Raw genomic sequence first — 14,902 nt, 5'->3', positions numbered from 1 at the left:
ATATGTAATACAAAGTTACTTTTATTATCTAGTATTAATGGTATTGGCCACACTGATGTATCTCCCTTGTTCAAAAATAAGCCGTAGCTCAATCCTCTAAAGTAACCAAATAAGTTGGCTATGTTTGTCAAAAGCTATTGCTTGTACCCGCTTGGATATTTTATTTTTCACTCTGTTTTAAAATTAAGTAGCCTGGCTACCACATCATGAATAACGAACAATAACATAAAGTGATTTTGACAGCAGACGTGTTAGTTTATCGAACAACAAAAATTCTTATTGAACTTAGGTTTAAATGTTACTTAATTTAAGACTATTTGGCCGAAAATCTTTTCCCCCCATAAAATAGGGGGAATCGGTTTTTTTATCAATAAACGTACTTCTTGGAAGAAAATACAAAATTGAGCATAATTAACCTTTATTTATCAACGTACTTCGTATTTTATACACACCAGGAGGTCGTTGTAGAAGGAGATTTTGGTTCGATGAGGTTATTGCTACACCATTAATCGTTAAGCCAGAAACTTGCGATAACTCAAAATTGACACGGCTATTTTTGGGGATGGTTACTTGCATATCAAGTTGATCTTGGTCAATCTTCCAGCTCACTTTAATTTCACCTTGTGGTGTGTGATAGCTGCCAGCAGCATGACCTAAGCGCTGATTAAACTGTGGTGCAATGGTAATATCTTTAAAACCCGCGCTGGCAGCATTAATGCCTAAAATACCCTCGTAAAACCACTTGGCCACGGCACCATAGGCGTAATGATTAAGCGAGTTCATAGACTCTTCACTAAAACCCGCTTCAAGTGAGTATGAATTCCAACGCTCCCAAGTGGTGGTGGCACCATTATTAATGGAATAAAACCATGATGGATAGGTTTCTTTAAACAAAACATCAAACATGAGATCGCTACGGCCTATGTTTTGTAATACAGGGGCCAATAAAGGTGTGCCAAGAAATCCAGTGCCTAAATGCTTATCGCTGGCTTCAATTGTCTCGACTAAATGTTGCTGCGCATTCAACCGGTCTTGGCCTTCAAATAACTCAAACGCTAGTGGTAACAGGTAACTGGTTTGCGTTGACGCACTTTTTACCTTTGTCTTTTCATCGTAAAATTTTTGGCGAAAGGCGTGTTTTACTTTATTTAAGGTATCAGCATAGGTTGTGGCATCATTTTCATAACCTAGCACTTTGGCTATTTTGGCGGCGTAATCTAATGAACGTGCATAATAAGCCGTAGATATTAAATATTGAGGCGTTTGACCTTGTTTGGCGTATGGTTGCAACCAATCTTTAAAGCCACGTAGGCTCGAAATATATTGTTCTGACTTAGATTTGTGAAAATCGAGCCAACCTTTAATCATGGCATAGTTGTCTTGCAAAAATTGTTTATCGCCGTTTAATAAGTAAAGCTCCCAAGGGATGATCACGGCAACGTCTCCCCAGCCCGCAGAGGCTAATTTACCAAAACCATGACCTTTATTTGGTACGAAATTTGGTACACCGCCGTCTGGGTTTTGCGATTCTCTGACCGACTGCATCCATGCGGCCCAAAAGCCATAGACATCGGCCATGTACATCGATGGTGCGGCAAATACTTGAGCATCTCCTGTCCAGCCTAAACGTTCATCACGTTGAGGGCAGTCAGTTGGAATATCTAAAAAATTGCCGCGCAAGCCCCAAACCACGTTTTCAGCTAGTTTATTAAGCTTTTTATGAGAACTTTTAAAGTTAGCATGGACGTTAAAGTTTGAGTGTAATACTCGGCCTTTGACCCAACTCAAATTAGGCGTTTTAGATTGATCAAAGCCTGATACTTCAACATATCGATACCCATGAAAAGTAAAGGTTGGCACATAATGGATTTGGCCTGATTTAGCTGGTGTATAGTAGTCAGTGGCTTTTGCTGTGCGTAAATTTTTCGTATAAAACGTATTTTTATGTAAGGCCTCAGCAAACCTAAACGTCATTTTTTGATTGGCAATACCAGGCACTGATAATTCAGGTACGCCCAGCATGTTTTGTCCCATATCAAACACGACAACACCCGGTTTTGGGTTAGCCACTTTAACAATATCGACCGCTGGAATCGTTAATCTTACGGCTGCCGCTTGATGCCGTTTTGGCGCTAACTCAACATCAGGTTCTAACGCTTCGGTGATAACAGAGTTCCAGTTATCAGGAATAAAATTAACCGTATTCCAACCTGGCATTTCATAATTAGCGTCATAGGTTTCACCATCATAATTACCGGCATGGCGAATAGGTCCGTTCAGTGTCACCTGCCAGTTGTTGTCTGTTGTTATAATTTGCGTTGTGTCATTGCTATAGGTAATTTCAAGCTGTGCTAACAAGGCTGAAGGTTTGACTTTTAGCGCTCTTAACTTTAAATAACGTCCGGTATGCCAGCCCTCAGCGACAGTAGCAGCGAGCACATTTTCACCGGAATGGACCAATGAAGTTACATCATAAGTTAAGGTTTCAATACGTTGTTTATAAGGTGTCCACCCTGGAGTCATTACATCCTCAGAAACTTTTTGACCATTAACATAAGCGTTAAAAATACCTTTTGAGGTAATGTATAAACGCGCTTGCTTGATGCTTGGCTTAACTTCTGCCGTTTCTAGGACCGTATTGTTTTGAGTGGTAAAAGATCGTCTTAAATATTGTGGCCGATATACTTTATTGGTGACTGTTTTGGTATTTTTTGTTTTATTGTCAATTATATCAAATGTGACAGTTTCACCGGTTTCAGGGTGTCGGATCCATTGCCCTTGCCAATCATCATTGGATAATAAACCTAACTCAATAAAGGCTGGCTCACTCCACTGTGAAACCTTATCTTGTTCATCCCAAATTCGCACCCGCCAATATACTTTTTGGCGAGAGGATAACGGGGTGCCTTGATATTGTATCCAAGCGTTGCTGGTGGATAATTGTTTTTGACTATCCCATAAATCCGCTTTAGCAATGTTATCGGCACTGGTAGCTACCTGAATTTGGTAGGCGTGTTGGAATTGATATTTGGCCGACGGGGCAATTTGCCACGAAAATCGCGGTTTTTGTTCATAATAACCAATTGGGTTAACAAAACCTTCACCGACTTTTAGGGCTATAGGGGCTTGTCCTTCAAATTCGGTATTATTGGTAAAGGTGCAAGCCGATAATACAATCAGGCTCAATAAGACGCTGGTGTTAATTCTAGCCTTTATGTTTGAGTGAACGCTTGAGCGAACACCGGCTAATATTTTTATTAAATAGTGGGGCATAATAATCTCGATTAAAGGAGTCAATAGACAATCGTTCATAACACCACATGAGTGTGATAAACCCATGCGTGTCTTTTTTGTTGGTGATGCAATTGCCGATTTTGCTGGTATTTAACTGTGCGCTATTTCATTGCTGCGCCAGTGACTAACACAATGATGTCTTCTGGAATGGTAGAACGACCGACATAAATACCCCACCTAAAGCCAATTTTTTGGGTGCGTTGCCATTGGCCGGTACCAACCGACTGGCCATCAATGAACATTTCGTAATCTAAACCGTCGTCTAGTACCTTCATATCAAAAGGACGGCCGATAGCATTAGCGGCAATTAATCGTCGTTTCGATAAATCTTCGCGTGGGTAAAACCATAAAGCGCCGTCACTATCGACTCGTAACATCACCGACCAATGGTCGACGTTATTGCCTTTGGCTTGGAAAATTGAACAATAGTGCGGAGCTATGCATCCGCCAGACTTTAATACGGTAAAACGTGCGCCAAACTCTCGCACGACGTCAGGTTCTGGTAACCAGCGTTGTGTTGGGATATAGGTTTCGACTCGAGCGGCATTTTTTCGTTGGTTTGAGGTATTCACTTCGTCTTTAAATAAACGAAATATTTGGGTGTGACCGTCTTCTTGATACCAACGAGACCACTTAGAAAACTCAGTGCTTTCTAAAGCTGCGTTACCAAGGGTGTGCAAGCGCATATGCCGATGAACAGCGTTGATGGGCTGATGCGCGTAAGGACCGGTTTCAATCAGGTCATTATTTATGTTAACGGTGGCACCTAAAGAACCATGGTGCGTAAAAGTACCTAAGGGTTTTAAATCGTCAGATTGGAGTAGCTGTTGCCAACTTTTGTCTTGGCCTTTTAGGCTGTATAACTGCTCAAGTGAATACGCTTGGCTTTTAATAACGTCTTCAGGTTTTATCGGACTGAACGTCGTTTGTTGCGTTGAACAAGCAACTAACAAATTGCATAGCGCTAGCATATACAGTCCTGTAAATATTTTGTTTTTAATTTGCATAGAGGTGATCTCTTTATCTATTAGGCTGTTTTATAAGCTTAAAAACGGACTTTACGAACCGCTTTAAGTTGTACCGGTCCGATTAACCCCGAACGCTGTAGAGCGGCGGTTTTCTTGACGGTTCCCTCAAAAGTAATGTCGGTATTGAAGCTTTTAGTTTTGTTGCTATCTGGGAATTGCTCCGGATATTTTAAATCACCAATAATACGGTTTAACCAAGTCGTTGCGACTTCAACGGTTAGGGTATTGCTGCCAGCTTTTACTACGTCGTTGATGTTCACCGTGAGTGGTCGGCTCCATAATTCACCTAAGTCTTGGCCATTCACAGTCACACGAGCTATCACCCCAACTTCACCTAAATCTAGTTGCAATTGCTGATCGTCACGCAACCACGCTGAGTCAACAGTGAAGGTCGTTTGGTACTTAATGCTGCCCGAATAATGCTGTAACGCGGCCGGTTTTAGCTCAGTTAACGAGGTTAACTTATCTAAGGTTAAGCTGGTGGTTACATCACGGTTTTCTTCGAAAGTTAACTGCCAAGGCTGGTCTAAAGTAATTGCCGCTGGTAAATCATCAACTTTAGCCGTCTGCAGTTGACCATTGTGATTGGCCGCTTGATATACACCGTTGTCATTTACGGTAAATACAGATTGACCTTGGTTGTTCACGTGGTTTGCTAACAATACAGCTTTGCCATTATGCGTTACCTGGTGAATGCGACCTTGACCTGCACTCTGTTGTTGCGCCTGCGAAGTAGATTGTTTTTCAAAAACAATAAAACGTGACTCTAAATCATTTAGTTGCATTGGGATCTCAATGCGACCGTTAGCGTTTTTGAACTGGGCAATTGCTGAAATCTCACCGGTGACCGCATTAAAATATTGCGGTTGCGGATTTTGCTGAGCCGTCATGCGGAAGCTTGGATTAATTGTTAGTTTTTGCTCAGACTGATTGGCGATAAAATAAATATCGTGGCTATCGCTACTGCGATGACTCCAAATAACCTCAGCTGGTAAACCACCTAAATCTGCAGGTGTGTCTAATTGGTTTAATAACACTGCTAAATCAACAATTTGCCCATCTTGTGTTTGTTGATAATGGATTGAGCCTTGACCATAACGAGCTTGCGTGACCTGTTGGCCATCTATGTTTTGCCATAGTTGTTGTGCAAGTTGCTGCACTTGCTGATCGCTACTTGGGAAGTTTTCTAAACTTGGTGAACGTAAAGGTTTAGGACCATAAACAGCACCACCTTGTTGAACTAACTTAGCGATTTTTGCCAATACCGCAGGACGCATCGTTTCCAGATTTGGCAATACTAATAGTTTAAAACGCATACCATCTGGTAACTGATAATATCCGTCAGCAAAAGATAAACGCTTTAAAATAACTTCGGCATTGATAAAGTCATACGAATAACCTGCTGGCAAGGCTGGGTTGATTTCACCGGTCATTTTTGGCGCATCTTCACCAATAAAATACATAATATCAGCAACATACTTACCTTGTTGCATCATGTAGTTGGCGCGTTTGATGTAATCTAACCAACTGCCCATGTAATCGAACCACGTATTGTTACGATTAAACTCAGAACCGAACCACGCGTTTACGCCCGGGAAACGGTCATCGTAAGCTTGATGAATATACACATGTAATAAGGTGTGGTTAACCCCTTCAACAAATGACCAATCACCGCGCTTTTTAAAGTTCCACGGGTGGCTTTGGAAGCTGTTGCTACGACCAGAGGTGAATGACTCAGACATCACGGTTTTTTGCCCGTAAATGTGCGCGGCAGATGAAGCAGCTTTTAACTCAATTGCCCCTAAGTTACCCGTTGCCCAAAACTCACCACTAACAATATCGGCTTGACCACCATATTGTAAAAACTCAGCTGGGAATCCCCAGTGGCCGTAATTTTCTAACCATAGTTTTAAACCATTGGCATTGGCACGTTCACGTAAACCAGCGGTATATTCGTAGGCGACGTTGTCGGCGACTAAACGGCGTACATCCCATAAAAAACGTTCGCTTTTTTCTACACTGTTGACCACGCGACCACTATAAACTGGCATGTACGGAATTGGATCGTAACCGTAACGTTGTTCAAATTTTTTGGCAAAACCGTCAGTCCAGTTTTGTGCGCCTTTTTCGTAACTGTCGATCACGGCATATTTTAATGCGGTGCGATCTTCAGCAGGCATTGATGACAAAAACTTACCGATGTAAGCATCAAAGTGATATTGCGCAATTTTTTTACTTTGTTTATCGATTTCAGCTCCGCGAGCTAAGCCAGCTGAAGGGCCATTTTCTGTGCCCGTTGGACGCATAAAATAACGCACGATAGTCCAATCACCAGCAGGGACTTGCCAATTAAGTTGACCATCTTTTACATGTTTGGTGATATCTAAGACATCATTAGCTTTAAGCAATAACTGTTGGTCGTCCGCTTTTGCTGGCAGTGGCCACTGATAGGTATCAAATTTTGGCATTGGGTTTGGAAACACTTTTGCCAATTTCTTTTCGACATAACGCTCAAGTTTATAAGCTTTTGATAATACAATGTCTTTAAAGCCAACTGGGTCAGTTGGCTTATCCATACGCCATCGGTTAAAGCCATTAAAAGTTAAACGGAAATGTTTGGCATCAACTGCCGGAAAGGAAACAACAATCGGCGCATCATGGTCAGGACCAATCGCCGCCATATTGCGTGGACGTTGCATTTCGAAGGTTTTAACCGCTTCAAACTCGCCCGCTTCATTTTTTGCCGACAATGTTATGGTTGTTTGTAAGGTTTTATACGGATAAATTTCTAAACTACGTGCTTGGAAAGACGTTGGATGCACTAAGTCAATTTGTAGCTGACCTTTGCTTCGTGAGCCTTGACGTTGATGGTTGAGTACTTCTTGTGGCAGCGCGTAAACCGTGTTGCTATCGCCATCAAACAAAACATCTGCGTCTTGGTCGGTTAGTACAGACTTTGTAACAGGGTTGCTAATTGTAATTTTGCTATTGGCAGTGGTCAGTTTGTCTTTTTCATAAACAGGGGTTTTAAACGCTAAAACTTTAACGTCTTGATAAAACTCAGCAACATGTTTTTTTATACCTTTGGCTTCTGGTGCATTTAACACCATATTTAGTTGTTTAGGGCCTACGACCTGATGTTCGTTCGAGTCTAAATAACGCATTGATTTATCTAAGTCGACCCAAGGACCACCTGATTGACTCCAACCGGGAGAATTAAACAAACCAATATCGATGTTGTAGTCTGCAGCTTTTTTAATGGCAAAACGTACGTGATCCCACCAAGGGTCGGTTAAGGCTTTGACATCACCTTGTTTACCTTTGAGATGAATAATACCGATGAGCGCGGTATTAATGCCGGCCTTTTGCATGGCCGCTAAGTCTTTTTCAATCCCCGTTTTCGAAATGTGATCACTCACCCAATACCAATAAACCCAAGGTTTCACTTGCTCAGGCGGTGTTTTAAAATTGGTTTTTAATACCTCTGCTGGCGCTTGATAAAATTGTTCGGAAGATAAGCTTAATGCTTGTCTGCCTTGTTCTTCAAACTGCTCAGCGCCAGAATCAGCTGTTGAAATTTCTTCAACGCCTGTGCAAGCAGACAATATTAAAAAGCTAAAAACGCAAATGGAAAAACGACCATACTTTGAAAAAGCTCGCTTTGGTTGTTTCTTATCTTTAGGCGTTAAAATTTCGTTAATCTGTTTCATCATCTTGAATGGATCTCTATTACTCATCATGTCGATGTTTATATCCCATCTACACTGTTATTATTAATTTGCTGAATACTCACAGGACCAATGAGTCCTGAAAGATCAAGTTGTGTTTCATGTTCTTTTGGTGGATTGGTCGTCCAGGTTTTTTTATGTGATGCTTTTCGTTTGGCATCGTATATCAGTTGATTTCGCCAGGTATTAGTGACTAACACCTTGAGTTGATTTTCTCCATCAGTTACATGTTTTGTAATATCAAAGGTATAAGGGGGGGCCCAGCGAGTCCCGACACGTTGGTGGTTTAACCACACTTCGGCAATATCGGCCACTTGACCGAGATCTAATTGCATCAACTGTGATTTATCTTTCACTGTGAATGAAGTGTTATAGGTGATCGTGCCTGAGTAATGTTGAATAGCAGGTTCTGCGTGTTCATTTAAGGCTATCAAATTTGTTAACGTTAGCTGTGATGGCGTTTCCCAGCCGGCTTCAAAATCTAATAGCCAAGGTTTGTTTAGAGGCTTGGTTTCTGTCTGAATAAATTGCTCATTGATGTCGCCGTTATGTGAGTGCCATTGATACATGCCTGTTTGTTTTGGCAGTAACTGACCATTTATAAATGATAGTGGTGGTGTATCAGTATCGTGAATTTTAAACCAGTGTGCTTGGCTACTTAATAAGGTGCTTGTGCCTTTTTTCAGGGCAATATGGCCTTGCTGTTGTGATTTTGTAACGCTGGTTGCATCTTCACGTTTTTTGTTAATCACAATAAATTGACTACCATGAGGATCGAGGCTAATAGCGACATTCATGTGAGCATCGTCTTGCTGCCAAATTGGCGCAATATGGGTGTTGCCCGTATCTAGATTCCAAATTTCTGGCGCTGTACCGGTTGTTCTTAATCGGATAGAAGCATCAACGGATTTATCAAGCTGATTCGTTATGTAATATACCTCAGTGTCGCCAATACTGCGATGTAACCAACGTAAATCAAGGTCTTTGGCAAACGAAACATCCGGCTGAATTGCTTCAGCGTTCAATACTTGTTGTAATGTGTGTCCCCAATAAACTTTACCTTTACCTACTTTTCTCATGCCGGTATTAGTATCGCCCCATAACTGGTTTGCTATTTGAGTGAGCTTGCTTAAATCTTGGGCATCATCCATCAAACTCGGCGATGTTTGCGGTTTGTTACCTAAAATAACTGCGCCTTGTTCTACTAAGCTTTTAAGTTTTTGCGCGGTAGATAACAACATGCGCTGAGAGTCACGCAGCATAATGATTTTATATTGACCAGCATCTTCAACATACAATTGGCCGTTAGCGATGTGTACTTTTTCTTGCAATAGTTCCTCATTCAAATAATCGAACTTATAACCCTGTGGAAATGGATAGGTATCAAACGGGTGACGATCTAAATCATCACCTAAATACCAAAGTACGTCGGCGACAAATTCACCTTGTTGCAGTAAATATTGGCTGCGCGCTAAAGACTTGATCCATTTAGGTGTATGACGCCACCATGTTTGCGTGCGTAAAAAGGGGAAGCCAATATTGCCACCAAAGCTAGATCCGGGCACGACATCTACTTGCGGGGTATGAGAAAAAGTATGAAAGACTAAATGGTTAACACCTTTGGTAAAATTTTCATTGATCAGGTATTTGATATCTTTAGGCGACTCATTCCATTTCACCCCTAATTGCGTTGCAGCTTCTGCAGCTAAAAAAGGTTTGTTATATAAATGATAAGCCGATGCAGCGGCATAGATAGGTTTGGCTTCTTTTTGATTTTGTGGAGCTTTCGGGTACCAGAATTCGGTCATCGGGAAATCACTTACGCCGTAATAGCGTAAGGGATCTCCAGGCAAGGTTTCGCCGGTTGCCCCCTCGGTGTAAACTTTAGCGCCCATATCGTGAGCTACGGTTCTAAAATGGTCAAAGAAATTATCGACATACAAATCAGCCATGGTTTGACGAAGATCTCTTAAAAACTTATTGGTGTCATCGACTGAACTGACAATATAGCCTAATGTGGCGGGTAGATACGGCATCATGTCGTAACCACGCCGCTGTTTAAATGCTTTGGGTAAATCATCTTTGTGCATGGTCCATGTCGGTACGCCGCTTTCCCAGCTGTCGATTAACATGCCATGTAGTTTATGACCATCTAGTGGGCCACCATCGCGCATTAAATTCCCCATCATGCCATGACGTAAATGGTTTTCTATTGCAATTTTATCGAGCTTGCTGGTTTCCCAACCGGTTGCTTCTGGCTCGGCAGGGCGGTTGGTTTTTAACATATTGACATGACCAAAGCGGATCACTGTCCAGTCACCTTTTGGTGCTTGCCAGTTTAGTTGACCTTGGGTATTAACATATGAGGTTAAATCGATAATATCATTGGGATTTATCGTATCGTCAGTAGACACAAATTGCTTGATGTCGCTTTGTAAACCGCGCGAGCTTTTTGAGGCTTTCGCTTCATGGTTATGTAAACGCACGTGACCATTTAAACGGACATAAGACAAAAATAAGGGATCATCAGTAAAGGTTAATTTAAAAGTTTTAGCTTTTGTTTCAGGTAAATTAAACGTCACGGGGTAATCATTATCGTACCAGTGACTTGTCGGAACCTTGAGTGAAGCAAGGGTTTGCCACTGCTCATTATCTTGTAGTGCTTCAACTAAAATACCGATATTTACCTTGGGCAAAAGGCGATTGGTTAACACAGTACGAATAGGGGGTAATTCTAAACTGCGTAAGGTGGTTTTTTCTGCAAATGTGACGGCCACCCAGGTAGGTTTACCATCAACATATTGAATGTTCTTCTGTTGATAGGTTCTATACGGCTCTTGTGAATGAATTTTTTTTGGGTTATAAATCACCTGTTTAGTTTCTTCAAATACGGTATCCCACGGAACTATCGAATTATTAGTTTGATAACTAACTGGGGCTACGTTAGGAATTGATTTAACTGGACGTTCATTGTTAAGCGTTTTAAAAGCAATGGTTTTAATATCTTGATAGTTACGTTCGGAGCTTAAATATTCAGCTTTAAGCGCTAACGATTTTTGAACAAGTTGCCCGCCTTTTAATTGAAATACATGCTCAATTAGCTCACGCTGTGATTCTTCTACGGGAACCCAAGGCCCGCCAGCCATCGACCAACCAGGGCAGTTTTGTAGGGTTAAATTTAATCCTAACCGTTCTGTTTCATCGGCAATATGGCCAATCATCTCTTCCCATTTTGGCGTTAAAATAGGTACTTGTTCGACATTCGGGTATGGCTGAGATCGGGTATTAAATAACTGTATCCCTTGTAATCCAGCTTTTTTAATTGCGGTTAAATCTGCGGTTAAACCTAGTTTACTAATATTTTTGCCATTGAGGTGAAACCAAGTTTCAGGGTAATAATGTTTCTCGGGATTCTTAAAATTTGTTTTTAATGTGCTAATAGGTAAAGGTGAATGTTGAGTGTGAGCTAGCGGTTTAATTTGTTTAATCGTGTTCGTATTGGTATTGCTTCTGGCGTTTGTATCGTTATGATCAACTGAGTGACAGCCAATCAAAAAGTGCATCATTATTATAAAAATAATGGTGTTTGTGATACGACGCTTGAATATTGTGATTAAAGTTGAATTATTTATCACGCTATTATCATTAAACATATTGTTTCCTAGCTTACTCTTCAATGCTTTGTATAGTCGGTGTCACAACCCTAAAAATCAGGTTATGACACTGATATACATGTGTTTGCTCAAACTATGGCTATTGATCCGCTTGAATGATCCAATCACCAGGAGCCAGTTCAAATTTCAAGTATTTATCGTCTTCTCCCATATAACGAATACCTGGATATTGATCTGTATTGTCGGTTGACCATAACAAACCAGCTTTGAATACCTGCTGGTCATTGATACTTATCGTGTTGACCTTGAAGTAGGCCTTTGGAATACCAACAGTTGCTGTGCTGCCTTGAGGAGACGTTAGTGTCATCTTGATACTGTTATTATTACGGCTTATTGCAAAATCAATATCACCTTGCACGCTAGGAACTAATTGTTTGATGTGCTTCATGTGCGCCATGTTTGGCATGATTTGATAAGTTTCCCACGCCACTGATGTTGGTGCGATACCCGCAATATATTGGCTTAACACGGTTGCTGGCGCATTCCAAGCGTGGTTTTCGGTGCCACGACCGTCCATATACTCGGTTAAGGTTGAGCGTTCTTTGTTATCTACTTGCTTGCCATAACGTTGTTTCATTCGAGCTAACGCATCGTCATAACGGCCAGCAATCGCCATGGCGTTATAAATCATCCATTCAAAATGCGGACTAGCAAATTGATTGGGGATTAATACGTTATCGACAATTTGTTGATACTGAGATGGTTCGGCTAAATCAAATAAAATAGCGAGGGCATTGGCGCGATCATCTTTGAGTTTGTCAGGCTTACTACTGTAAAAACCATCTTGCCAAAAGTGTTGTTGGAAGGCTTTTTTCAGCTCTGTAATTCGTTGATCGTAAAAACCGAGATGAGTTTCGTCGTTTAAGGCTTTTGCCATTTTACGTGCAGATACTAATGCACTGTAATACAAAGCGTTTTGGATTACATCGTAATCAATCGTGTCTTGCGGGCCCCAGTCAGTCCATTTCCAAGCGCCACTTCTAAAGACGATCAGGCCATTGTCTTGTTTGTCCCAAATCGATAAATATCTGTGTACATAAGGGTAGGCATAGGCGAGGGTTTCTAAATCACCGGTATTGTAATAATAATGCCAAACGGCTTGTTCAATAAACTGCAGGCTTTGTGCCGGTAATTCACGGAAACGTCCCGGGCCTAAACCAGCAAATACACCAGATTCAGAATCACTAAAGGCCATGGTAACTTTAATCGCTTTTTTCAGAAGATCTCGGCCGGGTTTATCCATGGTATAAAATAAATAACTGGCTTGGTCGGCAACATCACCAATCCACAAACCACGTTCACGGTCGGGGGTATCCATAAAGTTATCGCGGGCACAAATATACAGGGTGTTTTCAGACATTTGCCAGATACGTGAATACCATGCATCGTCACTTTCAAAATGACCAACAGGCTTGCCAACACCTGTCCAACGATATTTTAAACCGTGTATGGTCACGCCTTTAGGAATAGTGTATTCGATGATGCGGCCATTTAACCAAGAATAAGATTCAAACTGCTGGCGACCAGCTTTAGTGGTATAAAAGGTCTCAATTGTGTTTAATCGCATATTCGATTTGATGTGAATGTTTAACCCCTCAGGCGCGTCAATATCAAAATAAGGGGTGAAGTTTTTATTAAAATCTAACTTACATTTAATTTTTTTACCGTCACTGACAAACGGGAATTTAGACGCTGGGAAGTTTGTGCAATTGGCCAAACCGAAGTTATTTAACGGCGGTATTTCACTTGGGAATAATTCGAAAAACGGGGCACGTGGTGGCTGTTTAGCACTGTTAGCCGCTTTCCAGTTAGAGTCGTCATAACCGGGTAAATACCATGCTTCATTCCCCCAGTCACCCATATCTTTACGGGCATCATAATTAACACTCCATGCGGCAACTCGGCGATGTTTTTCTTTCGCTACCGGTTGATAAGCTATATGTTGTTTAGCTTTCCATGACGTGTCAGAAATAATGAGCTGTTCACCCACCTTAGCCTGAAATATAAAACCACCAATTCTCGCCGAAATATGGGTGCCTTTGTCGCCATTAGCGCCGTAATACCAAGCTAAAGCCGCAATGGTGTTTTTACCTTTTTTTAAGTATTTCTTGATATCAACTTGGTCGTAATATTTATTAGACGCAATGGGAAAACCGTCAACACGAGGCGAGGGTTTTACTGGCGATGGGCCACCAGTATAGCTGCCTTCAAACACCACCATTTCGCCATTGATCCATATCCAATATTTAGTATCGGCGCTGATATAAGCGGTTATAGCTTTATCAGTTGCTATCTTGTCAAAATCAGTGATATCGACTTCTTTACGCAGTGCAACCCAAGTGTTTGGGTTGCCAATTTTTTGTTTAGTCCAAATCCATTCCGCATCCCATTTAACAGCGGCTGATTGCAAAGAAAATAAAGTTAACAAGCTGGCTATGAACCAGAGGAATGTTTTTCGTTTAGTCATGTGACTTCCTAGTAAGTATTTTTACGCAACTGTGTTTTATTATTGTCGTAGTAAACGTTTTTGGTTATACATGAATAGTCACAAATAAGATAAATTGATACCCCCCAACTGTGAATGATTTTGAAATATTTTGAATTTTATTGATAATTAGTAGAGGTGGTAGTCAACCTATAGATTGACTAGCTTGACGATTTTATTAGCTAACAGTTTTATAAAGCTAATTATTATTTAATAATTATTTGATATATATAATCCCGTTAGTGGCTCAAGTCCAATAGACGTGAGTGAAGGTAATGGTATTATAATTTTCTTAGGTAGTGCCATAGTACTTGGTGGCAAGAAAAAGTAGTTACTACCTTGTTGTAAGTGTTTAAAATACGCTTGTAATGACAATGGCTGTAAAGAAAAATCATAAAAGGCAACTTCATTAATAATACCTGAATAGGCTTTGATGGCTCAACTATTCTCAGCACGGTTAATACCTATAGAAGCCTGTCCAAGTACACCACTTAAAATTTATGACCCCAGTGGATATTTTAACTTGCAAGAGTTCATCATTTATATAGCTCTATTTCTAAACCAAAACTATCATAAACTTTGCCTCAAACTATTTCGGTAATTGCCACAAAGCAGACGCGCATGAAGCTTCATTGTTAATGACCTCTCAGTTGCCATTTTCGGACATTCAGCCTTAGCTCGTTTCTGTCACTT

At 41.0% G+C, this 14,902-nt stretch carries 5 protein-coding genes; all 5 read right to left on the bottom strand.

The genetic code is table 11. From position 1 onward, the window contains the following. Positions 1-411 precede the first annotated feature (411 nt). Positions 412-3,273, bottom strand: coding sequence for an alpha-L-rhamnosidase (locus tag XM47_RS00025; RefSeq protein WP_077066432.1), 2,862 nt, complete (start codon positions 3,271-3,273; stop codon positions 412-414). A gap of 122 nt (positions 3,274-3,395) precedes the next feature. Next, the gene (locus tag XM47_RS00020) at positions 3,396-4,301 is read right to left on the bottom strand and encodes a hypothetical protein (RefSeq protein ID WP_048687921.1); all 906 of its coding nucleotides are present in this window, start codon (positions 4,299-4,301) and stop codon (positions 3,396-3,398) included. 38 nt (positions 4,302-4,339) lie between these two features. Continuing rightward, on the bottom strand, positions 4,340-8,062 hold the full coding sequence (locus tag XM47_RS00015; RefSeq protein WP_245623384.1) for a glycosyl hydrolase: 3,723 nt from the start codon (positions 8,060-8,062) through the stop codon (positions 4,340-4,342). A gap of 8 nt (positions 8,063-8,070) precedes the next feature. Beyond that, positions 8,071-11,703, bottom strand: coding sequence for a glycosyl hydrolase (locus XM47_RS00010; RefSeq protein ID WP_245623383.1), 3,633 nt, complete (start codon positions 11,701-11,703; stop codon positions 8,071-8,073). 100 nt (positions 11,704-11,803) lie between these two features. Further along, the gene (locus tag XM47_RS00005) at positions 11,804-14,191 is read right to left on the bottom strand and encodes an alpha-L-rhamnosidase-related protein (RefSeq protein ID WP_048687916.1); all 2,388 of its coding nucleotides are present in this window, start codon (positions 14,189-14,191) and stop codon (positions 11,804-11,806) included. Between the last annotated feature and the right edge of the window lie 711 nt (positions 14,192-14,902).

Origin of the sequence: Catenovulum maritimum (assembly GCF_001050375.1) — a bacterium.
GTDB lineage: Bacteria > Pseudomonadota > Gammaproteobacteria > Enterobacterales > Alteromonadaceae > Catenovulum > Catenovulum maritimum.
The sequence above is the reverse complement of the archived record's forward strand: the minus strand, read 5'-3'. Positions and strand labels throughout refer to the sequence as shown.